Raw genomic sequence first — 21273 nt, 5'->3', positions numbered from 1 at the left:
CGGCTCCAGTTCAGCCGGGGCTGGTCGAACCGGCCCGTCCGGCGACAGGGGACGAGGCCGTTCAGGGCGAACGAGGGTCCGGGGGCGTGGCCCCGGGCACGGGCCGGGAGGGCCCTACGACGCGAACAGACGCACGGGCCATGTGGCGTGGTCCTCCGCGGTGATCTCCAGCAGGGGCGCCGAGACCGCGGGCAGTGCCTCGATCCCGTCGGACGGCACACGGCGGGCCGCTTCGCCCGCTCGGTCGGCCACCAGATCCAGCTCGGGCGCCAGCCGCGCGAGCACGGCCGACGCGTCGAAGGGGTCCAGGCTCAGCAGCCGTACGACCGCGGTCGCGGGTCCGCTCACGCTCTCGTACGCGGCGCAGTACGCGGCGTCCTGCGCCCCGAGTCCCGCGGCGCGGGCCACCAGTCCCAGGACCACCGGCTGGTGCGCGCCCTTGGGGAACTCGCGTGCCAGGGAGTCGAGTTCCCCGGAGGGCCAGGTGGCCCGCGCCGCCCGCATCAGCTGCCGACCCAGCCTGCGCGCGACGGCGCGGAGCGCGGACGACGGTGTACGGGCGTCCGCGGCGGCGTCCAGTGTGACCGGGTCCGCACCGAGCGCGGCCGCCGCGGCGAGGGAGGCCGACACCAGCCCGGTGGTGTGCAGCCGTCCGCGGCAGAAGTCCTCCAGGCTCGCGGCCCCGGTGATCCGCCCGGCGCGGACGGCCGCCTCGGCCCCGCCGGAGTGTGCGTGACCTCCGGCGGGGAAGCGGCCGTCGGCCAGGACGAGAAGCGCTGCCCTGGACATCAGAAGAGGAAGTACCGCTGGGCCATGGGCAGTTCGGCGGCCGGTGTGGCCTCGACCAGCTCCCCGTCGATGTGCACGGCGAAGCTGTCGGGGTCGACCCGTACCCGGGGCCGGGCGGCGTTCTCGCGCATGTCCGCCTTGGTGACCCCGCGTGTGGACTCGATGGCCACGAACCTCTTCCCGAGCGAGAGCCGTTCCGGCAGCCCGTCCTCGATGGCCAGGGGCGCCACGAAGTTGACCGAGTTGGAGGCCGGAGCCCGCCCGATCGCCCCGTACATCGGGCGCGGCAGGATCGGCTGCGGGGTGGGGATGGAGGCATTGGCGTCGCCCATCTGCGCGTACGCGATCTGTCCCCCCTTGATCACAAGCTGCGGCTTGACGCCGAAGAACGCGGGCTCCCACAGCACCAGGTCGGCGAGCTTGCCGGTCTCCACGGAGCCGATCTCGTGGGCGAGGCCCTGCGCCAGAGCCGGGTTGATCGTGTACTTGGCGACATAGCGACGTACGCGGTGGTTGTCCGCGCGGCCGTCTCCCGGCAGGGCTCCGCGTCGCCGCTTCATCACATGGGCCGTCTGCCAGGTGCGCATGACGACCTCGCCGACGCGGCCCATGGCCTGGGAGTCGGAGGAGATGATGGAGATCGCGCCCAGGTCGTGCAGTATGTCCTCCGCGCCGATCGTGGAGGGCCGGATCCGTGACTCCGCGAAGGCGAGGTCCTCGGGCACCGCCGCGTTCAGGTGGTGGCACACCATCAGCATGTCGAGGTGCTCCTCGGCGGTGTTGACGGTGAACGGCCGGGTCGGGTTGGTGGAGCTGGGCAGCACATGCGGCTCGGACACCACGGTCATGATGTCCGGCGCGTGCCCGCCGCCCGCACCCTCGGTGTGGTAGGCGTGGATGCCGCGGCCGGCCACGGCGGCGAGTGTGTCGCCCACGAACCCGGCTTCGTTGAGGGTGTCGGTGTGGATCGCGACCTGGATGCCGGTGCGGTCGGCGACGGTCAGCGCGGCGTCGATGACGGCGGGCGTGGAGCCCCAGTCCTCGTGCAGCTTGAGGCCGAGGGCGCCGCCGCGGATCTGGGAGAGCATCGCGTCGTGCGAGACGGTGTTGCCCTTGCCGAGGAGCCCGAGGTTGAGCGGGTACGCCTCCATCGCCTCCATCATCCTGGCCAGGTGCCAGGGTCCGGGGGTGACGGTGGTCGCCTTGGAACCCTCGGCGGGTCCGGTGCCGCCGCCGACCAGGGTGGTGATGCCCGCGGCGAGCGCCTCGTCGGCGATCTGGGGGCAGATGAAGTGGACGTGGGCGTCGATGGCCCCGGCGGTCAGGATCCGGCCGTTGCCCGCGATGATCTCCGTCTCCGGGCCGATCACCAGGTCGGGATGGACGCCGTCCATCGTGTCCGGGTTGCCGGCCTTGCCGAGGGCGCTGATCCGGCCGTCGCGGATGCCGATGTCCGCCTTGACGACGCCCCAGTGGTCGATGACGACGGCACCGGTGATGACGGTGTCGGGAGTGCCCTCGGCACGCGTCGCCCGCGACTGGCCCATGGACTCACGAATGACCTTGCCGCCGCCGAACACCGCCTCGTCGCCGGAGAGACCCGGTCCGCCGGAACGGTCCTCCTCGATCTCGACGAGCAGATCGGTGTCGGCGAGCCGGATGCGGTCGCCGGTCGTCGGCCCGAACAGGTCGGCGTACGCGGCGCGCGAGATCTCAGGCATCGAGAGCACCTCCGGTCTCCCCGCGCAGGCCGGGCACGACACGGGCACCGGTGAGCGGGACGAGTTCCACGTCGACGGGAATGCCGGGTTCGAAGCGCACGGCGGTGCCGGCGGCGATGTTCAGCCGCTTGCCGCGCGCGGCCGCGCGGTCGAAGTCCAGCCCCGGGTTGGCCTCGGCGAAGTGGTAGTGGGAGCCGACCTGGACGGGCCGGTCGGCGATGTTGAGCACGGTCAGCCGGGTGACCTCGCGCCCTTCGTTGCAGACGACGGGCTCCTTGGCGAACAGGATCTCTCCGGGAATCATGGCGGACGCTCCCCGTCAGACGATCGGGTCGTGGACGGTGACGAGCTTGGTGCCGTCCGGAAAGGTGGCCTCGACCTGGACGTCGTGGATCATCTCCGGGATGCCCTCCATGACGTCGTCCCGGGTGAGCAGCTTGCGTCCGGAAGCCATGAGTTCGGCGACCGTACGGCCGTCCCGGGCGCCTTCGAGGATGTGCGACGTGATGAGTGCGACCGCCTCGGGATGGTTCAGCCTGAGTCCACGGGCCCGGCGCTTCTCGGCCACGTCGGCCGCCACGTGGATCAGGAGCCTCTCTTGCTCGTGCGGGGTCAGTTGCACGTTCCACTCACCGTCCTCGCTCCGGACCGTGCGGGGCCCGGTTGCCTCAGCCACAGGGCAAAGTCCCTGGTGGCGTGGATGGGCAGGCTAGTTGGACCGCGTTTCGAGCGCGTTAACCCGGCTGTGATCCACAGGACGGCCGGCAGGGCCCGGCAGCGACGGCCGCCGGCCTCGCCGCCGTCACGCGCCGGGGTCGACTGCTCGGCCGGCATGTCGATCAACGCGCTCGTCGCGTCGGCCCGTCCCGTTGCGGGATCGCTGCCGGACGAGCATCGGCCTCGACGCACCACACCCCCGACCGCCCGCGCCCTCCGGCCGCGCCCTCCGGCCGCGCCGACCGGACCCGTACGAGCCGGGCGGCATCCCGAAGGAGACCGCGTCATGACCGAGATCACCCGCCGCTTCGTGGAGACCAACGGCCTGCGCGTGCACCTCACCGAAGCCGGCACCGGCCCGCTGGTACTGCTGCTGCACGGCTTCCCCGAGACGGCCTACGACTGGCGGCACCAGATGGCGCCGCCGGCCGCGGCCGGCTACCACGTGGTGGCACCCGACCAGCGCGGCTACGGCCGGACCTCACGCCCGGAGGCAACCGAGGAGTACACGATCCTGCACCTCGTCGGCGACGCCGTGGGGCTCGTCGAGGCCCTCGGCGAGCGGCAGGCCGTCGTCGCCGTCCACGACTCGGGCGGCCCCGTCGCCTGGTACACCGCCCTGCTCCGGCCCGACCTGGTCCGCGGCGTGGCCGCACTCGGCTCCCCGATGCTGCCCCGCCCGCACCGGCCGCCGCTGGAGCGGATGCGGGCCGCGATCGGCGAGGGCTTCCAGATGAACCACTTCCAGCAGCCCGGGGTCGCCGACCCCCTGCTGGAGAGGAACCTGACGAAGACCTTCCGGTGGTTCGTGTACGGGCTCTCCGGCGATGCCCCCGGCTTCGTACCCGTGGTGCGGGAGGGCGCCGACCCCCTCGACATGTTCCGCGGGCCGGAGCAACTACCGGGCTGGCTGAGCGAGGACGACATCGCCGCCTACGCCGCCGAGTTCGCCGTAATCGGTTTCACCGGCCCGCTCAACTGGTACCGCGACATGGACCGCAACCGGGCGCTGACCGCGGCGTTCGGCGGCGCCCGGGTCACCGCTCCGGCGCTGTTCATCGGCGGGGACAAGGACCTCGACGTCACCGTCGCCGGTCCGGACGTGGAAGAGCGGATGCGCGCCGTGGTGCCGGACCTCCGGGCCGTGGTGATGCTGCGCGACACCGGGCGGGGCCGCTCGCGTGCTCGGTGGTCAGGAGGCGTTGGGCCCCCGGTGTTCCGCGGTGATGCCGAAGCGGTGTCGCTCACGCGGGACCGTGGGGACCTCGCGGACGCCGGAGACCGAGCTGATCACCTGCTCCTCCGCCGCGTCCAGTGCGGCGAGCCGCTCCAGGTCGGCGGCGGAGACCAGGGCGGCGAGAGGCTTTCCGTGCCGCGTCACGACGACACGCTCGCCGCCGTACACCACGCGGTTGATCAGATCGGCGAGCTCAGCCCTGGCTTGCGTCACCGGAATCTCGTAGGCCATGAGGTCCAGCTTAGACCGAGGCACGTGCAGGCATCCGGGGCGAAGATCACGCGGTCCGGCTGCCCGCCGGTTTCGCTCTCAGCGTGCAACCACGCCCCTCACAATGTACGTCCTGTACATTTTCTACAGGAGATCGATTCCGAGGAGGCCGTGCCATGAACCGACCGTCCGCACGTCATGTGCTGCCCGAGTTCACCGAGCGGACCGGCTACGGGCACCGGACCCTCGACCCCTACGCGAAGCTGCTGGACGAGCGGATCGTGTTCCTGGGGACGCCGGTGGACGACACCTCGGCGAACGACGTGATGGCACAGTTCATGCATCTCGAGTACCTGGATCCGGACCGCGACATCTCGCTGTACATCAACTCCCCGGGCGGCTCGTTCAGCGCGATGACGGCCGTCTACGACACGATGCAGTACGTCGGCTGCGACGTGGAGACGGTCTGCCTGGGCCAGGCGGCGTCCGCGGCCGCCGTGCTGCTGGCGGGGGGCACACCGGGCAAGCGGTACGCACTGCCCGGAGCACGCGTACTGATCCACCAGCCGTCCCTGCCGGAACCCGTTCACGGGCAGGCCGGTGATCTGGCGATCCAGGCCGAGGAACTGATGCGCGTCCGCGGGCGACTGGAGGAGATGCTCGTGCGCCACACGGGGCAGCGCCCGGAGCGGATCGCCGCCGACATGGAGCGGGACACCATCCTCGACGCGCCCGCCGCGGTGGAGTACGGACTGATCGACGGCATCATCCCGAGCCGCAAGGCGTCGCGCGCCGCATCCGACGCGAGGTGAGCCGCCGATGCTGCCGCCCGAACTGCCCCCGCTGCCGGCGCTGACCCGGGCCGAGGCCGAGCTGATCGACCGTTATCTCGATGTCGTCGATCTGCTCGGACGCATCAACCCGGTGCACTCCGGGGACACCTACCGCGGACTGCGCGCCGCCCAGGCCCTGGCGGCCAAGGCGGTGGCCCTGCGCGACGCGCTGACGGTCATGCACCAGCGCGGGGAGCACGAACTGCACGGCACCACTCTGGCCCGGGCCCTGCGCGTTCTCGACGGCGAGCGCCGCACGGCCCGGATCGCGGTGCCCCCGGGACCGGACTGACGGACAGTGACCGGAGCGTCTTCAGTGTGGAGTTGACCACGGTCCGGCCGTCCACCGTGCACGGACCACGCGGTCGTCGGTGCGCCTGGACCCGGGTTGAAACGGACCAAACGGCGTACCCCTGGTCGGCGTAGACACTGCTCCGCCCTGGAGCCCGGAAGAGCCGGTCCAAGCGCTTGTCGGCCACGCGCAGGGAAGCGCTCCGCCGCAGGTCCGAGCCTCGTCGATCCCTCCAACGGCCCACGGGCACAAGGGTGTCCAGCCGAACGGGTGAGTGGTGAGTAATGCCACAAACCCCCGATTCCATTGTGATTTTCCGACACGCCTGAGTGAAGATCCCTTCCTGACGACAAGCCCCCGCCACCGCGGCGGGGCGGTCCGGGCGGACGCCGAATCCTGCCGCCGCCCGGACGACCGGTCGACAGGAGTGGATCGGCAGGAGTGGAGGACCCAGCAAGGCGGGCCGCCGGAGAGATCCGGGCGGTCCTTGGGGTGAAGCCGCGCGAGCGGCCGGGCTACTTCGCCAGCCCGAATCCGACAGGTCATCCTTCACAGGCGGCTGACGAAGGGTTGCGCATGACTGCGCTCAATCGTGTCCCGTCGCTGCTGACCCGGGCCGGCACGGCCTCGGCCCTCACCATCGCCGCCGTCGGCGGCAGCATCGTGGTCCCCGGCGTCGCCTCCGACGCGGCGGCCGCGTCTCCGGCAACGAAGGCGCTCCAGATCGCGGCCTCCAAGAAGGGGGCCCCCTACAAGTGGGGGGCCGCCGGGCCGCGTCGCTTCGACTGCTCCGGGCTCACGCTCTACGCGTACAAGAAGGCGGGCAAGGCCCTGCCCCGTACGGCAGCGGCTCAGTACAACAAGACGCACCACATCTCCGCCTCCCATCGCAAGGCGGGCGACCTGGTGTTCTTCCACTCGGGTCGAAACGTCTACCACGTCGGCATCTACGCCGGGAAGGGAAAGATCTGGCACTCCCCCAAAACCGGCTCCGTCGTGCGGCTCGAGAAGATCTGGACCAAGAGCGTCTGGTACGGCCGGGTGAGCTGACCCGGCGGGCGGGGTGGCGGCACCGGTGCGCCGTCACCCCCCGGGCGCGTGAAGAGCGCATCAGCGGTTACTCGTTCACCATGGCCGACCGACCTCCCCCGCAGGCACGGGACGAGACACCGCTGGAGCGCGCCGACCGCAACTTCGCCGAGCTGTTGCAGGAACTGCGCGTCACCCAGACCGGGGTGCAGATCCTCTTCGCGTTCCTGCTGACCCTTGCGTTCACCCAGCGCTTTCCGTCCCTCGACATGGGCCAGCGCCTCATCTACGTCGTCACCCTGCTGCTTGCCGTGGTGGCCGCGGCCCTGTTCACGGCGCCGGCCGCACTGCACCGGATGCTCTTCCAGCAGAACGCCAAGCCCGTCATCGTGCGGATCTCCTCCCGTCTGGCCGGTACCGGGATGGTGGTGCTGTCGCTGGCGTTCACCGGCGCTGTGCTGCTGGTGGTGGACGTGTCCCTCGGCCGTACCGCCGGCATCACCGCCGCGGTGACGACGCTGCTGGTGTGCGTGGGCCTGTGGCACATCCTGCCGCTGCTGGTGCGGCGCGCGGTCCTCAGTTCACGACGGGCTCGAGAACGAGCAGAAGACCGAGTCCGGTCAGCGCGCCCCCGGTGATCGCCTCCAGGGCCCGCGCGGTCCCCGGGCGGCGCAGCCACCGGCCCAGCCGGTCGACGAGCAGCGCGACCGTGGGGAACCACACCACGGAGACCGCGAGGACGATCAGGGCGAGCACCAAGGTCCGCGGCATCGCCGGGCTGCCCGCGGGCACGAACTGCGGCAGCAGGCTCAGGAAGGTCAGCGACGCCTTCGGATTCAGCGCGTTCGTCACGAAACCCTGCCGCAGCGGCCGCCCCGCGTCCTGTGCCCCGGGGCGATCCCCGTGCCCGGCGGCTTCGACGACGGCGGGGGCTTTTGCCCGGCGCAGTCCCCGCAGCGTCCGTGCACCCAGGTAGAGCACATAGGCACCGCCGAGCAGCTGGAGCCCGCGGAACAGCGCGGGCACCGTCACCAGCACCGTGGCGACTCCGGCGACCGCCAGCGTCGTGTGGATCAGCAGCCCGCCCGCGATCCCCAGCGCACAGGCGACACCGGCGCGCCGGGAGATCAGGGCGTTGCGTACCACGACGGCGAAGTCCGCGCCCGGCATCGCGACCATGCCCGCGGCGACACCGGTGAAGGCGATCAGCTGAGTGTCCATGCCGACCACCCTGCCGGTCCCGAGCCCTCAGCAGGTATGTCGAATATCCTGGGATAGCCTTAAGCATCTCTTTGGGCTGCTGGTTCGGACCGGACAGGCAGGGGGACGTGTGTACGACCCGACGCGGCTGGCGGCGCTGGTGGCGGTCGCCGAGGCCGGTTCGATCACCCGGGCCGCCGAGCGCCTCGGCTACACGCCGCCCGCGCTCTCCCAGCAGCTGGCCAAGCTGGAGCGGGAGGCGGGCACCGCACTGCTGGTGCGCCATCCGCGGGGGACACGGCTGACGGGCGCCGGTGAACTGCTGGTGGTTCGGGCGCGGCGGGTGCTGGACGAGCTGGAGCGGGCCCGGCACGAGCTGGCACGGCTCGCGGGCCTCGCGGGCGGCACCCTGCGGCTCGGCACCTTTCCCACCGCGGGCATCCATCTGCTGCCGCCGGTGCTCAGCGCGTTCCACCGGGCCTACCCGGATGTGGAACTGGCGGTCGCGGACTACGACCCGCCGGCCGGGGCCCACGCCGTTGCGGCGGGCGACATCGATCTGGCGCTCACGCACACGTACGAGCCCGCCGACCCCGTACCGCTGCCGTCGTCCGTGTCCCTGGAACCCGTGCTGGTCGAGGAGCTGGTCCTGGTCACGAGCCCCGGGCACATCCTCACCGCGGACGCGTCGCGGCTGCCGCCGTCCGAGCTCGCCGGGCAGCCGCTGATCAGCATGGCGCCGCGGCACCCGGCACGACGGGGTGTGGAGGCCGCCCTCGCCGCGGCCGGGGCCACCCCGGCGGTGCTGGTCGAGACGCCGGGTTACGCCGTGGTGTGCGCGCTCGTCAGTGCCGGTCTCGGGGTGGCCGTGGTGCCGGAGATGGTGGCCCGGACCACGGCGACCCCGCTCGGGGTACGGCCGCTGGAACCGGGCACGTTGCGCCGCACGATCTCGGTGGCGTACCGCACCGGCGAGGCGGCACCGGCGGCCGACGCCTTCCGTGCCCTGCTGCGCGGCGCCTTCGGACGAGCGGCACGGCACCTCTGAAACCACACCGCCACCCCGCCCGGGAGCAGACCCCACCCGGCCGGCCCGCAAAGACGCTGCCCGGCCGGTTCAAGGCTCCTGCAGGCCCGCCGCCGTGACCGACCGAGCCGGTACGGTCCACGGCAGTTCGATCGCGACCGTCTTGCCCCCCTCACGGGTGGGCCGCACGCTCAGGCTCCCGCCGTACTCGGCGGTCAGCCAGCGGACGATCACCATGCCGCGCCCGTTGTCCTGCTGCACGGCGGCGGGCAACCGCTTCGGGAAGCGCGGATGGCTGTCGGTGACGCCGATGCACAGCAACTCCTCCCGGGCGAGCGCGACGTCGACCGTGAACGTCGGGGACTGCCCGAGGGTGTGCTGTACGGCGTTGGTCGCCAGCTCCGACACGATCAGGCGAACGGTGTCGGCGACTTCTGCGTCGCCCGGCAGACCCCATTCGGTGAGGACGTCCGAGACGTATTTTCGGGCTGCGGCGACCGAGGCGGGATCGCTCGGCAGAGTGACGGATGCTTCCTGATGGTCTGCCATGGCGACGTCGTCCCTTTCCCACGGGACCGGAGTCCGACACGGAGAGGTTTGGTTCGAGAACGGTCCCGGACTTGGTGCTGCGCGCCAGACTGCCATCACCAGGGCTCTCCCGGGTGCGATCCCCCGAGATATGCATATATCTGTCGCCCGAAGCGGTGAACTCTCCGACGACCGACCGTATTCGGGCCGCCTTCCGGGTCATCCTCTACCGTCGCCGTGAAAACCGCGCGCCGTGCGGAGGGAGTCGGCCATGCAGTACGGACCAGCGGTGCGCCGCCGCAAACTCGGCGCCGAATTGCGCGGCCTGCGTGCCGGGGCGGGTCTGACGAGCGGTGAGGCGGCAGCGCTCGTCGGTTGGCACCAGTCGAAGGTGAGCCGGATCGAGACGGGCTCCAGCGGGGTCAAGCCGGGGGACGTAGGGCTGCTGCTGGACGCGTACGGTGTCGACGACCAGGAACTGCGGGAACTGCTGCTGGTACTGGCGGGCTCGGAGGACGGCGGCGGCCGGCAGAACTGGTGGCACGCCTACCGGGGTGTGCTGCCGCCGGCCTACCGCGACTTCATCAGCCTGGAGTCGCAGGCGAGCGGGATGCGCACACTGGAGACCTCGGTGGTGCCGGGGCTGCTGCAGACACCCGAGTACGCCCGGGCGGTGACCCGGGCCGCCGTGGGCACCCTGGAGGACGACAAGCTGGACGCCCTGGTGGAGGTCCGGCTGGCCCGTCAGGAGGTGTTGCGCGCGGATCCGCCGCTGCGGCTGAGTGCCGTCCTGGACGAGGCCGTACTGCGCCGGGAGATCGGCGGCCCGGGGACCATGGCGCGGCAGCTGAACCGGCTTCTGGAAGCCGCCAGGCTGCCCCATGTGCGACTCCAGGTGCTGCCGTTTGCGGCCGGGGCGCACATCGGCATCACCGGGCCTTTCGTTATCTTCTCATTCCCGAGCAGATCTGATCTGGATGTGGTCGTTCTCGACCACTTGACGAGTAGCCTCTACCTCGAACGGAAAGAGGACCTCCAGGCCTACTGCGAGGCCTTCGACTCCCTTCGGATCCACGCCCTTTCGCCCGAGGACTCGTTGGATTACATCGCCGCGTTGGCCGGCGATACGTAAGGAGGCACCATGTCAGCACCGCCTCGGCACATCCCCGCCGGTACGTCCCTGCACGGCGTGCGATGGCTGCGCAGCAGCCGGAGTACGGGAATGAACAACTGCGTCGAGACCGCCCGTCCGGGCAGCGGCCCCTGGCAGGGACTGGTGGCCGTGCGCGACTCCAAGAACGTGACCGGTCCGGCCCTGCTCTTCACCCCCGACGCCTGGAAGGAGTTTCTCGCCGGACTGAGCTGATCATTTCCTCTCGACTCGGACTTCTTTGAGCCAATTTCGAGTCGATTTCCGCATCACATCTGACGGAGCACTTCTCCTCACGGTTGCGGACGCGTCATGTGCGTCCGACGAGCGAGGCACGGCCGTTTCGCCGACTTACGGCCGCGTCGCGCCGATCACCCGCACGGCGTGCTCGATCTGCTCGTCGGTGAGGTCCGCACGGGCGGTCAGCCGCAGCCGTGAGATGCCGTCGGGCACCGACGGCGGACGGAAGCAGCCGACGGCGACTCCCGCCGCCCGGCAGTCCGCCGCCCACTGCACGGCCAGTTCGGGAGACGGTGCCCGCACGGAGACCACGGCGGCGTCCGGGCGCACCGCCTCATGGCCCTCGGCCGTGAGGCGGGCGTGCAGGGCCGTCGCCACCGCGCGGACCCGTAGGGCACGTTCAGGCTCGCGGCGCAGCAGACGCAGCGCCGCGAGCGCCGCGCCCGCCGCCGCCGGGGCGAGCCCGGTGTCGAAGATGAACGTCCGTGCCGCGTTGACCAGATGGTCGATCACACGCGCCGGTCCGAGGACGGCCCCGCCCTGGCTGCCGAGCGACTTCGACAGCGTCACCGTCGCCACCAGGTCCGGGGCGCCCGCGAGACCGGACGCGTGCGGCGCGCCCCGGCCGCCGGACCCGAGCACGCCGAACCCGTGCGCGTCGTCGACGATCAGCCCGGCCCCGAACTGCCTCGCGGCCTCGGCCAGGTCGGCCAGCGGGGCCGCGTCGCCGTCCACCGAGAACACCGTGTCGGAGACCACGACACCGGGCCCGCTGTGGGTGTCGAGCGCCTTGCGGACCGCGTCGGGGTCGGCGTGCGCCACGACCTGGGTGGTGCCGCGGGCGAGCCGGCAGCCGTCGATGAGCGAGGCGTGGTTGCCCGCATCGGAGACGATCAGTGAGCCGTGCGGGGCGAGCGCGGTGACCGCCGCGAGGTTGGCCGCGTACCCGGAGGAGAAGACGAGCGCCGCCTCGAAGCCACAGAAGCCGGCCAGCTCGCGCTCCAGCTCGACGTGGAGTTCGGTCGTTCCGGAGACGAGGCGGGAACCGGTCGAGCCGCCGCCCCACAGCCGGGCCGCCCCTGCCGCGCCCTCGGTGACCTCCGGATGGCGGGACAGGCCCAGATAGTCGTTGCCCGCGAGGTCGAGGAGCGGCGAGTCGGCGGGGCGGGGGCGCAGAGTGCGGACGAGTCCGGCTCGGCGGCGCGTCCGCGCCTGTTCGTCGATCCAGCCGAACGCCATGACTCCTCCGGGGCATTTGTAGGCAGTGCACAGACACTAGCGGGACGACCAGCGGCCCAGGGTGTGGCAATACCCACACGGTGAACGTCGTCTGTTGTGCGATCTCTCCTTGGCCCGGGGCGGTCCCGTAGGACAGGATCGGCTCTCATGGACCTGCTGAACACGCTGGTGGACAAGGGGCTGCGGCGCGAGATGCCGACCCGCGAGGAAGCTCTGGCCGTCCTCGCCACTTCCGACGACGACGTGCTCGATGTGGTGGCCGCGGCCGGCAAGGTGCGCCGCCACTGGTTCGGCCGACGGGTGAAACTCAACTATCTCGTCAACCTGAAGTCCGGTCTGTGCCCGGAGGACTGTTCCTACTGCTCCCAGCGGCTCGGCTCGAAGGCCGACATCCTCAAGTACACCTGGCTCAAGCCGGACCAGGCGTCGCAGGCCGCGGCGGCCGGCGTCGCGGGCGGCGCCAAGCGGGTCTGCCTGGTGGCGAGCGGTCGGGGGCCCACCGACCGGGACGTGGACCGGGTCTCGGACACCATCAGGACCATCAAGGAGCAGAACGAGGGCGTCGAGGTGTGCGCCTGCCTCGGTCTGCTCTCCGACGGCCAGGCCGAACGGCTGCGCGCGGCGGGCGCCGACGCCTACAACCACAACCTCAACACCTCCGAGGCGACCTACGGGGACATCACCACCACCCACACCTACGCCGACCGGGTGGACACGGTGCACAAGGCGCACGCCGCCGGGCTCTCGGCCTGCTCCGGGCTGATCGCGGGCATGGGCGAGAGCGACGAGGACCTGGTGGACGTCGTCTTCTCGCTGCGGGAGCTGGACCCCGACTCGGTCCCCGTCAACTTCCTGATCCCGTTCGAGGGCACGCCGCTGGCCAAGGAGTGGAACCTGACCCCGCAGCGGTGTCTGCGGATCCTCGCCATGGTCCGGTTCGTGTGCCCGGACGTCGAGGTCCGCATCGCGGGCGGCCGCGAGGTGCACCTCCGTTCGATGCAGCCGCTGGCCCTGCACCTGGCCAACTCCATCTTCCTCGGGGACTACCTGACCAGCGAGGGCCAGGCGGGCAAGTCCGACCTGGAGATGATCGCGGACGCCGGGTTCGAGGTGGAGGGCACGGACCGGGTGACGCTGCCCGAGCACCGGGCGGCGGGTGGCTGCGGGTCCCAGGAGGCCGCCGGCTGCGGGCCCCACGAGGGCGGCGCATGCGGGTCCCACGACGGGAGCGGGTGCGGGTCCCACGAGAGCGGCGGTGTGTGCGGTTCGGCTGACCTGCCGCGCGCCGAAGAGCCCCGTACGGATCTGGTCGCGGTGCGCCGCCGGGGCGCCGGAACGGACCTCGCGCCCAATGCCTGAGTTCTCCGTGGACGAGCTGCTGGCGCTCGACCGGCAGCACGTCTGGCATCCCTACGGTCCCATGCCGGGCCGGCAGGAGCCGCTCGTCGTGGAATCGGCGAGCGGGGTGCGGCTGCGTCTGGCCGACGGCTCCGGTGAACTGGTCGACGGCATGTCGTCCTGGTGGTCGGCGATCCACGGCTACAACCACCCGGTGCTCAACGAGGCCGCGCGCGGGCAGCTGGCGCGCATGAGCCATGTGATGTTCGGCGGGCTCACCCACGAGCCCGCCGTCCGGTTGTCAAAGCTCCTTGTCGACATGTCGCCGAATGGTCTCGAGCATGTGTTCCTCGCCGACTCGGGCTCGGTCTCGGTCGAGGTCGCCGTCAAGATGTGCCTGCAGTACTGGCGTTCGCTCGGCCGCCCCGCCAAGCAGCGGCTGCTGACCTGGCGCGGCGGCTATCACGGCGACACCTGGCACCCGATGTCCGTGTGCGATCCCGAGGGCGGCATGCACGAGCTGTGGCGCGGCGTCCTGCCCCGGCAGGTGTTCGCCGAGGCGCCGCCGGCCGCCTACGAGGAGCCGTACGCTGATCTGTTGCGCGAGACGATCGCACGGCACGCGGACGAGCTGGCCGCGGTGATCGTCGAGCCCGTGGTGCAGGGCGCGGGCGGGATGCGGTTCCACTCCCCCGCGTATCTGCGGGTGCTGCGCGAGGCGTGCGACGCCCACGACGTCCTGCTGGTGTTCGACGAGATCGCCACCGGATTCGGGCGTACGGGCACGCTGTTCGCCGCCGACCACGCGGCGGTGACCCCCGATGTGATGTGTGTGGGCAAGGCGCTGACCGGCGGCTACCTGACGATGGCGGCGACGCTGTGCACCCCGCGCGTGGCCGAGGGGATCTCCCGGGGCGAGGTGCCGGTGCTCGCGCACGGACCCACCTTCATGGGCAACCCGCTGGCGGCGGCCGTGGCCTGCGCCTCGCTCGGCCTGCTGCTCGGGCAGGACTGGCAGACGGAGGTCAAGCGGATCGAGACGGGTCTCAAGGAGGGCCTCGCTCCCGCGCGGGACCTGCCCGGCGTGCGCGAGGTGCGGGTGCTCGGCGCCATCGGCGTCGTCCAGCTCGACCACGAGGTGGACATGGCCGCGGCGACCCGGGCCGCGGTGCGCGAGGGCGTGTGGCTGCGGCCGTTCCGCGACCTCGTCTATACGATGCCGCCGTATGTGACGGGGGACGCGGACGTGGCACGGATCGCGCGCGCGGTGTGCGCGGCGGCACAGGAGGGCTGACATGCCGGTACTGATGGTCACGGGGACCGGCACGGAGGTCGGGAAGACGGTCACGACCGCGGCCGTCGCGGCGGTGGCGGTCGCGGCGGGCCGGTCCGTCGCCGTGCTCAAGCCCGCGCAGACGGGTGTGGGACCCGACGAGCGCGGGGACGCCGACGAGGTGGCCCGGCTCTCGGGTGCCTGGACGGTCCGCGAGCTCGCGCGTTATCCCGACCCGTTGGCGCCCGCGACGGCGGCGCGGCGGGCCGGCCTGCCTCCCGTGGGCCCGCGGGAGGTGGCGGAGGCGGCCGCCAAACTGGCGGCCGAGCACGACCTCGTGCTCGTCGAGGGGGCGGGCGGGCTGCTCGTACGGTTCGACGACGAGGGCGGCACGCTGGCGGACGCGGCCCGGCTGCTGGCGGCACCGGTGCTGGTGGTCGCGACGGCCGGCCTCGGCACGCTCAACACCACCGAGCTGACGGCGCGGGAGGTGCGGCGCCGGGGGCTGGAGTTGACCGGTGTGGTCATCGGCAGCTGGCCCGGGACGGCGGATCTCGCGTCGCGGTGCAACCTCGCGGACCTTCCGGTGGTTGCGCAGGCGCCCCTGCTCGGGGCGCTGCCGGCGGGAGCCGGGGCGTACGCGCCCGCCGACTTCCGTGCAGCGGCCCCCGGCTGGCTGGCGGCTCCGCTCGGCGGATCGTGGGACCCGGAGGCGTTCGCCTCGTCGTACACGCCCTGACGCAAGACGGGGATGGGGACGGCGGGCGCGGGGGACAATCCCGGTAAGGCCCGTCCTCCCCCGGAGGTGCTCATGACGCTGCGGTCCGCCCGCCCCCGCAGAGTGTCGCGCGACGCCGTGCATCATCCGCTGTTCGCCCGCTACTACACCCGGATCAGCATCGCTGCCGAGACCCGCCTCGGTATGGGCGCGGTACGGGAGCGCCTGCTGGCCGGACTGTCCGGCCGGGTGATCGAGATCGGCGCGGGCAACGGCCTGAACTTCGCCCACTATCCGCGTACGGTCTCGGAGGTCGTCGCCATCGAACCGGAGCGGCTGTTGCGGCAGCGCGCGGTCGAGGCGGCCCTGCGCGCCGACGTACCCGTGGACGTGGCCCCGGGCGCGGCGGAGGCGCTGCCGGTCAAGAGCGAGGCCTTCGACGCGGCGGTGCTCTCGCTGGTGCTGTGCAGCGTCCGGGATGTGCCGCGGGCGCTCGGGGAGGCGCGGCGGGTGCTGCGGCCCGGCGGCACCCTGAGGTTCTTCGAGCACGGAGTGGGCGGGGGGCCCGCGATGCGGTCCGCGCAGCGCGCGCTGGACCGCACGGTGTGGCCGGCGCTCAACGGCGGCTGTCATCTCGCCCGGGACCCGGTCGCGGCGCTGCGCGCGGCGGGCTTCGAACTGGGCCCCTACCGGCGGATGCTGATGCCCGAGAAGGGGCCGCGCCTGCCGACGTCCTACTGCGTGCTGGGCACCGCCTGGCGGCATGCGCGCGAGGAGTAGTCACAGGCTCCACTGACGCAGCTCCCGGGCGATGTCGTCCACCGAGGCCGCACCGCTCTTGACCAGCCGGGCCAGCTCGCGCACCTGCTCGGGCGAGGTGACGACCTTGACGCCGCTGGCGACGAGGTAGGCGTAGGCGACCGCGGAGGCGAACAGCGCGTTGGAGCGCTCCAGCGCCGGGATGTGCAGCAGGACTTGCAGCAGGGCGGCGGCACGGGCGTACGGGGTGTCGTAGACGGGGACGCCGAATATCTCCGCCTCGTGCCGGCTGACCGCGGCGACGAGCGCTCCCCAGTCGGTGACCTGGGGGTCTCCGGGAGTCTTCTGTTCGGCGACCATCAGCAGCCAGGCGAGGTCGATTCTGAGGTGGCTCAACGGCTCAGCGACTTGCCTTCGCCCCGGCGCTCCCGCGGGCTCTGGGTCCGGCCCTCGCGAGCGGTGCCGAACTCCTCGGCGAAGACGGACTCGTACTGCTTCATGAAGTCGGCGGCGGCCTCGACGAACGTGTGGCCGGCCTCCCCCGTGTCCTGCCTGACCAGCTCTTCGATGTAGCGATTGACGCTCATACCGCGCTCCAGGGCACGTTCACGGGCGGCTCGGGCGGTGTCCTCGTCCACCCTCACGTTCAGCTGGGTCTTCGCCATGCACTCGACGCTAGCGCCGTGGTGCTAGCACCGGCAAGGGGGCGCACGACGCACCGCGGTACGGGGAGAGCCCTCGCACCGCCTGCCGGCGCACGACCTGTGAGGGAGGCGCGCGTGGACCCCGGGGGGATACCGGGTGTGCCGGGCGCCACATTACGCTCGTGCGGGACAGGCCGGGCGAAGGAGCCGGGATGTCCACGACCGAGGAGGCGGGCTTGTCCACTGCTGCTGCGGAGCACTCCCCGGGCCCGGGGGAGGCGGACGGCATCGCCGCCCGCGCCCGGGGGCTGACGAAGGCGTACGGCTCGGGCGAGACGACGGTGCTCGCCCTCGACTCGGTCGACGTGGACATCACCCGGGGCCGTTTCACCGCCGTCATGGGCCCTTCGGGATCAGGGAAATCGACTCTCATGCACTGCCTGGCGGGGCTCGACACCGTATCGGCCGGACAGGTGTGGCTCGGCGACACCGAGATCACGGGTCTGAAGGACCGCGAGCTGACCCGGCTGCGCCGGGACCGGATCGGCTTCATGTTCCAGTCGTTCAATCTCATCCCGACGCTGAACGCGGCCGAGAACATCACACTGCCCATGGACATCGCGGGCCGGCAGCCCGACCGGAAGTGGCTGGACCAGGTGATCGACACCCTCGGACTGCGCGACCGGCTGACGCACCGGCCGTCGCAGCTGTCCGGTGGGCAGCAGCAGCGTGTGGCGTGCGCCCGTGCGCTCGCCTCCCGCCCGGAACTGATCTTCGCGGACGAGCCGACGGGCAACCTCGACTCCCGGGCGGGGCTCGAGGTCCTGGGCTTTCTGCGCCGGGCGGTCGACGAGCTGGGTCAGACGGTCGTCATGGTCACACACGATCCGGGCGCGGCGGCCCACTCCGACCTGGTGCTGTTCCTGGCCGACGGACGGATCGTGGACACGATGGAGCGGCCCACGGCGGAGGCGGTGCTGGAACGCATGCGCCTTTTCGCCGGGGCAAGCCCCCAGGACCCCACGCCCGGCACCGTCCGGTCCGGCGTGGACGACGCGCCCGCGGCGAGGACCGGGGAGGACTGAGGCGACCGTGCTGAAGGCGACGCTGCGCAGCTTCCTGGCGCACAAGGGGCGACTCGCGCTGTCGGCCCTGGCCGTCCTGCTGTCCGTGGCGTTCGTCGCGGGCAGCCTGATCTTCTCGGACACGGTCACCCGCACCTTCGACCGTCTGTTCGCCTCCACGGCGGCCGATGTGACCGTCAGCCCCGAGCAGGACCTGGCCTCGCCGGTCCCGACCGGGGTGACCCCGACCCTCCCCACCTCGCTGGCCGAGCGCGTCGCCCGGGTCGACGGGGTGGCGACCGCCCATGTGGACGTCGCCGTGCAGTACGTCACGGTCGTCGACCACCGGAACGAACCCGTGGGTCCGACGACCGGCGCGCCCACCATCGCCAGGAACTGGTACGTCTCCGACCGCAGCCCGGTGAAGCTCACGTCGGGGCACGCTCCGCAAGGCCCCGCTGAGGTGCTGCTCGACGCGGACACGGCCCGGCACAAGCACGTGCGCATCGGCGACACGCTGCGGGTGATCGCGCAGCCCGGCTCGTTCACGGTGCGGGTGGTCGGGATCGCCACCTTCACGACCACCAATCCGGGCGCCGCCCTGATCTTCCTGGACACCCCGACCGCCCAGACCCGGCTGCTCGGCCGGCCCGACGTGGCCACCGCCATCTCGGTCGACGCGGCACCGGGCGTGACCGACAAGCGGCTCAAGCAGCGGATCGCGACGGCGCTGCACTCCTCGCCCCACGGCTCCTCCCCGTACGACCTGAAGACGGCGGGCGAGCAGGCCAAGTCGGCCACGGAACAGCTCGGCGCGTTTCTCGAAGTGATCAAGTACGTGATGCTGGGCTTCGCCGGCATCGCCGTGCTCGTCGGCGTGTTCCTCATCGTCAACACGTTCTCGATGCTCATCGCCCAGCGCACCCGCGAACTGGGACTGCTGCGCGCTCTGGGCGCCGACCGCCGGCAGGTGCGCCGGTCCGTGCTCACCGAGGCCCTGCTGCTGGGCCTCGTCGCCTCGACGCTCGGACTCGCCGCGGGTATCGGGCTCGCGGCCGGGCTGATCCGGCTGATGAGCGCGTTCGGCATGAACCTGAAGTCCACCGAGATGGTGATCGGCTGGGTGACACCGGTCGCCGCGTACGTCGTCGGCGTCGGCGTCACCTTCGTCGCCGCGTATCTCCCGGCCCGCCGCGCGGCCGCCGTCTCCCCCATGGCCGCTCTCACGGACGCCGAGGTCGCCGGGGTGGGGCGGCCCCTGACGATCCGCGCGGTGGCGGGCTCGATCGTCGGCGTGCTCGGCCTGGCGGCGCTGGCGGGCTGTGTACGAGCGACGGAGACCGGGCCGGCCGCCTCCCTGCTCGGGCTCGGCGTGATCCTCACGCTCGTCGCCACCGTGATCGCGGGGCCGCTGCTGGTGCGTCCCGTGATCCGGGTGCTGGGCGCCGCCTTCCCCGCCCTCTTCGGCTCCATCGGGCGGATGAGCCAGCGCAACGCTCTGCGCAACCCCCGCCGCACGGGTGCCACCGCCTCCGCCCTGATGGTGGGGATCGCCCTGGTCACCGGGATGTCGGTGGCGAGCACGTCCATGTCCAAGTCGTTCGACCGGCAGATCGACAAGACGCTGGGCGCCGACTTCGTGGTGCAGAACACCAACTTCCAGCCCTTCCCGAAGGAGATCACCGACCGGGTCGGGGCGACGGAGGGCGCGGGGCTCGTCGTACGCCAGCGGTTCACACCCGTCGCGGTGCGGCTGCCGGACGGCGGGCGCGTCGAGACCACCGCCGGGGGCTACGACCCGCGGCTCGACGAGGTGGCGCACATCAACTACGTGCGGGGGGACACGCCCGCCGCGCTCGCGGCCGGCGCCATCGCCATGGACGCGACGTTCGCCAGGGACCACGGCATCCACGTCGGCAGCACGCTCCCCCTACGGTTCCCGGCCGGACGCAGCGCCGCCCTCCGGGTCGGCGCGCTCACGGACCAGGGAGCGTCGGACGGCGTCGGCACGGAGGGCGGGCTGTTCCTCGGGATGGACACGTTCCGGAAGTACGTACCGGGCGGGCAGGACTCCGCGCTGTACGTGAACGCCGCGCCGGGCACGTCCAAGGAGCGGCTCCGGTCCCGTCTGGAGAAGACGCTCGACGCGTATCCCCAGGTACAGGTCCGCGACCAGGCCGACTACAAGAAGCTGGTGCACGAGCAGATCGGGGTGCTGCTCTATCTCGTCTACGCACTGCTCGGCCTGGCGATCGTCATCGCCGTACTCGGGGTGGTCAACACCCTGGCCCTCTCGGTCGTCGAGCGCACCCGGGAGATCGGCCTGCTGCGTGCGATCGGGCTCGCCCGGCGGCAGTTGCGCCGGATGATCCGGCTGGAGTCCGTGGTGATCGCCGTGTTCGGGGCCGTCCTCGGGCTGGCACTGGGACTGGTGTGGGGCCTGTGCATCCAGCGGGTGCTCGCGCTGGAGGGCATGAAGGCGCTGGCGATTCCCTGGGGCACCATCGTGGCCGTCGTGGTGGGCTCGGCGGTCGTGGGGGTGGTGGCCGCGCTGCTGCCCGCGTTGCGCGCGTCGCGCATGAACGTGCTGGCGGCGATCGCGCACGAGTGATCACGCCGCGCTCCGAAGCCGCCTTTCGACGGCCGCGCCCCGGAGCGGGCCCTCGCGCCGCCCGTCGCGCCGCGCACCGCCGTCCGGATGCCGGAATGTTCGAAGGCGCCGACTCCGGCATGGTGTGATCCCGGCATGAGTGATCTACGGATACGGGCCGCCGGACCCGAGGACCTCGACGCCGTGCTGGCTTTTTGGAAGGTGGCCGCCGAAGGCACGAGCATCAGCGACGACCGGGACGGTGTGGAGCGGCTCCTCGCCCGCGACCCGGACGCGCTGCTGCTGGCCGAGGAGTCCGGCGAACTCGCCGGGACGGTGATCGCCGGCTTCGACGGCTGGCGCTGCCATCTGTACCGGCTCGCGGTGCACCCGGACCGGCGACGGCACGGTATCGGCTCGGCCCTCCTGGCCGCGGCGGAGGAGCGGTTCGTACGGCTCGGGGGGCGCCGCGGGGACGCGATGGTGCTGCTGCGCAACGAGACGGCCCAGCATGCGTGGCGGGCCGCCGGGTACGCGCCCGAGGAGCAATGGCGCCGCTGGGTGAAACCTCTCACGACCTGAGCGACTTTGCCGATCCTTTACCCTTGAGAGGACACACGGTCCCCTCAAGGGGTCAACCCGTCCCACCATGGAGAGGTGTGAGCGTCCGCCGAT

The 21273-nt window shown here is 71.9% G+C and carries 24 protein-coding genes, 1 pseudogene and 1 riboswitch; of the genes and pseudogenes, 15 read left to right on the top strand and 10 right to left on the bottom strand.

The window, feature by feature from the left end:
• Positions 1 to 114: 114 nt before the first annotated feature.
• Genes LZ604_RS26760 through LZ604_RS26745 form a run of 4 tightly spaced genes read right to left on the bottom strand, consistent with a single transcriptional unit; the run spans position 115 to position 3132 of the window.
• Entirely contained in the window at positions 115 to 789 is a 675-nt protein-coding gene (locus LZ604_RS26760; protein ID WP_234518092.1) for an urease accessory protein UreF, read from the bottom strand.
• The gene (locus LZ604_RS26755) at positions 789 to 2510 is read right to left on the bottom strand and encodes an urease subunit alpha (protein WP_234518091.1); all 1722 of its coding nucleotides are present in this window, start codon (positions 2508 to 2510) and stop codon (positions 789 to 791) included. The genes LZ604_RS26760 and LZ604_RS26755 overlap by 1 nt, the downstream gene beginning before the upstream one ends.
• Entirely contained in the window at positions 2503 to 2814 is a 312-nt protein-coding gene (locus LZ604_RS26750) for an urease subunit beta (protein ID WP_234518090.1), read from the bottom strand. Before LZ604_RS26750 ends, LZ604_RS26755 begins: the two co-directional genes overlap by 8 nt.
• 15 nt (positions 2815 to 2829) lie before the next feature.
• Positions 2830 to 3132, bottom strand: coding sequence for an urease subunit gamma (locus tag LZ604_RS26745; RefSeq protein WP_037782101.1), 303 nt, complete (start codon positions 3130 to 3132; stop codon positions 2830 to 2832).
• Here LZ604_RS26745 and LZ604_RS36100 point away from each other — a divergent pair.
• A pseudogene (locus tag LZ604_RS36100) lies at positions 3037 to 4170 on the top strand (alpha/beta fold hydrolase); the annotation flags it as partial. The gene LZ604_RS26745 and the pseudogene LZ604_RS36100 sit on opposite strands and share 96 nt — an antisense overlap.
• Before the next feature lie 249 nt (positions 4171 to 4419).
• Here LZ604_RS36100 and LZ604_RS26735 read toward each other — a convergent pair.
• The gene (locus tag LZ604_RS26735; RefSeq protein ID WP_234518120.1) at positions 4420 to 4695 is read right to left on the bottom strand and encodes a type II toxin-antitoxin system Phd/YefM family antitoxin; all 276 of its coding nucleotides are present in this window, start codon (positions 4693 to 4695) and stop codon (positions 4420 to 4422) included.
• A gap of 155 nt (positions 4696 to 4850) precedes the next feature.
• Here LZ604_RS26735 and LZ604_RS26730 point away from each other — a divergent pair, with 155 nt between their 5' ends.
• The 4 genes from LZ604_RS26730 to LZ604_RS26715 all read left to right on the top strand — a co-directional run bounded on the left by LZ604_RS26730 (position 4851) and on the right by LZ604_RS26715 (position 7466).
• Entirely contained in the window at positions 4851 to 5486 is a 636-nt protein-coding gene (locus LZ604_RS26730) for an ATP-dependent Clp protease proteolytic subunit (protein WP_234518089.1), read from the top strand.
• Positions 5487 to 5493: 7 nt separating this feature from the next.
• Complete coding sequence (locus tag LZ604_RS26725; protein ID WP_234518088.1) at positions 5494 to 5799, top strand: hypothetical protein; 306 nt, start codon at positions 5494 to 5496, stop codon at positions 5797 to 5799.
• A 377-nt stretch (positions 5800 to 6176) separates the two neighbouring features.
• A riboswitch (cyclic di-AMP (ydaO/yuaA leader) is annotated at positions 6177 to 6372 on the top strand.
• Positions 6373 to 6375: 3 nt separating this feature from the next.
• Positions 6376 to 6849 (top strand): C40 family peptidase, encoded by a 474-nt coding sequence (locus LZ604_RS26720; protein ID WP_234518086.1) that lies wholly within the window; start codon positions 6376 to 6378, stop codon positions 6847 to 6849.
• Positions 6850 to 6929: 80 nt separating this feature from the next.
• On the top strand, positions 6930 to 7466 hold the full coding sequence (locus LZ604_RS26715; RefSeq protein WP_234518084.1) for a DUF6328 family protein: 537 nt from the start codon (positions 6930 to 6932) through the stop codon (positions 7464 to 7466).
• Here the strand turns inward: LZ604_RS26715 and LZ604_RS26710 are convergent.
• Positions 7405 to 8049 (bottom strand): LysE family translocator, encoded by a 645-nt coding sequence (locus LZ604_RS26710; RefSeq protein ID WP_234518083.1) that lies wholly within the window; start codon positions 8047 to 8049, stop codon positions 7405 to 7407. The genes LZ604_RS26715 and LZ604_RS26710 overlap by 62 nt on opposite strands.
• 109 nt (positions 8050 to 8158) lie before the next feature.
• Here LZ604_RS26710 and LZ604_RS26705 point away from each other — a divergent pair, with 109 nt between their 5' ends.
• Positions 8159 to 9076 (top strand): LysR family transcriptional regulator, encoded by a 918-nt coding sequence (locus LZ604_RS26705; RefSeq protein ID WP_234518082.1) that lies wholly within the window; start codon positions 8159 to 8161, stop codon positions 9074 to 9076.
• A gap of 69 nt (positions 9077 to 9145) precedes the next feature.
• Here LZ604_RS26705 and LZ604_RS26700 read toward each other — a convergent pair whose 3' ends face one another.
• Positions 9146 to 9604 (bottom strand): ATP-binding protein, encoded by a 459-nt coding sequence (locus tag LZ604_RS26700; protein ID WP_234518081.1) that lies wholly within the window; start codon positions 9602 to 9604, stop codon positions 9146 to 9148.
• 250 nt (positions 9605 to 9854) lie between these two features.
• Here LZ604_RS26700 and LZ604_RS26695 point away from each other — a divergent pair, with 250 nt between their 5' ends.
• Both LZ604_RS26695 and LZ604_RS26690 read left to right on the top strand, forming a co-directional pair.
• Complete coding sequence (locus tag LZ604_RS26695; protein WP_234518080.1) at positions 9855 to 10715, top strand: helix-turn-helix domain-containing protein; 861 nt, start codon at positions 9855 to 9857, stop codon at positions 10713 to 10715.
• A 9-nt stretch (positions 10716 to 10724) separates the two neighbouring features.
• Positions 10725 to 10949 carry a DUF397 domain-containing protein gene (locus LZ604_RS26690; RefSeq protein WP_234518079.1) on the top strand — a complete coding sequence of 75 codons (225 nt, stop codon included), beginning with the start codon at positions 10725 to 10727 and terminating at the stop codon, positions 10947 to 10949.
• Positions 10950 to 11084: 135 nt separating this feature from the next.
• On the opposite strand, the gene LZ604_RS26685 is transcribed toward LZ604_RS26690, so the two are convergent.
• Entirely contained in the window at positions 11085 to 12212 is a 1128-nt protein-coding gene (locus LZ604_RS26685; RefSeq protein ID WP_234518078.1) for an 8-amino-7-oxononanoate synthase, read from the bottom strand.
• 147 nt (positions 12213 to 12359) lie between these two features.
• Between LZ604_RS26685 and bioB the strand changes: the two genes are divergently transcribed.
• From bioB to LZ604_RS26665, 4 genes are all read left to right on the top strand, one after another.
• Positions 12360 to 13571 carry a biotin synthase BioB gene (gene bioB / locus LZ604_RS26680; protein ID WP_234518077.1) on the top strand — a complete coding sequence of 404 codons (1212 nt, stop codon included), beginning with the start codon at positions 12360 to 12362 and terminating at the stop codon, positions 13569 to 13571.
• Complete coding sequence (locus LZ604_RS26675) at positions 13564 to 14844, top strand: adenosylmethionine--8-amino-7-oxononanoate transaminase (RefSeq protein WP_234518076.1); 1281 nt, start codon at positions 13564 to 13566, stop codon at positions 14842 to 14844. Before bioB ends, LZ604_RS26675 begins: the two co-directional genes overlap by 8 nt.
• A 1-nt stretch (position 14845) precedes the next feature.
• Positions 14846 to 15562: a dethiobiotin synthase gene (gene bioD, locus LZ604_RS26670; protein WP_234518075.1), complete on the top strand. Its 717-nt coding sequence runs from the start codon at positions 14846 to 14848 to the stop codon at positions 15560 to 15562.
• 72 nt (positions 15563 to 15634) lie between these two features.
• Positions 15635 to 16321 carry a class I SAM-dependent methyltransferase gene (locus LZ604_RS26665; RefSeq protein ID WP_234518074.1) on the top strand — a complete coding sequence of 229 codons (687 nt, stop codon included), beginning with the start codon at positions 15635 to 15637 and terminating at the stop codon, positions 16319 to 16321.
• Here the strand turns inward: LZ604_RS26665 and LZ604_RS26660 are convergent, their stop codons facing one another.
• Both LZ604_RS26660 and LZ604_RS26655 read right to left on the bottom strand, forming a co-directional pair.
• Complete coding sequence (locus LZ604_RS26660; protein WP_234518073.1) at positions 16322 to 16696, bottom strand: fic family toxin-antitoxin system, toxin component; 375 nt, start codon at positions 16694 to 16696, stop codon at positions 16322 to 16324.
• A complete protein-coding gene (locus tag LZ604_RS26655; protein WP_234518071.1) occupies positions 16693 to 16965 on the bottom strand; it encodes a toxin-antitoxin system HicB family antitoxin in 273 nt (90 codons plus the stop codon). The genes LZ604_RS26660 and LZ604_RS26655 overlap by 4 nt, the downstream gene beginning before the upstream one ends.
• A gap of 215 nt (positions 16966 to 17180) precedes the next feature.
• Between LZ604_RS26655 and LZ604_RS26650 the strand changes: the two genes are divergently transcribed.
• The 3 genes from LZ604_RS26650 to LZ604_RS26640 all read left to right on the top strand — a co-directional run bounded on the left by LZ604_RS26650 (position 17181) and on the right by LZ604_RS26640 (position 21180).
• A complete protein-coding gene (locus tag LZ604_RS26650; protein ID WP_234518119.1) occupies positions 17181 to 18029 on the top strand; it encodes an ABC transporter ATP-binding protein in 849 nt (282 codons plus the stop codon).
• Positions 18030 to 18036: 7 nt separating this feature from the next.
• Entirely contained in the window at positions 18037 to 20619 is a 2583-nt protein-coding gene (locus LZ604_RS26645; protein ID WP_234518069.1) for an ABC transporter permease, read from the top strand.
• A gap of 135 nt (positions 20620 to 20754) precedes the next feature.
• Complete coding sequence (locus LZ604_RS26640) at positions 20755 to 21180, top strand: GNAT family N-acetyltransferase (protein ID WP_234518067.1); 426 nt, start codon at positions 20755 to 20757, stop codon at positions 21178 to 21180.
• Positions 21181 to 21273 lie beyond the last annotated feature (93 nt).

The organism is Streptomyces glomeratus, assembly GCF_021462825.1.
GTDB classification, from domain to species: Bacteria; Actinomycetota; Actinomycetes; order Streptomycetales; family Streptomycetaceae; genus Streptomyces; species Streptomyces glomeratus.
This window is presented reverse-complemented; position numbering and strand designations above follow the sequence as displayed.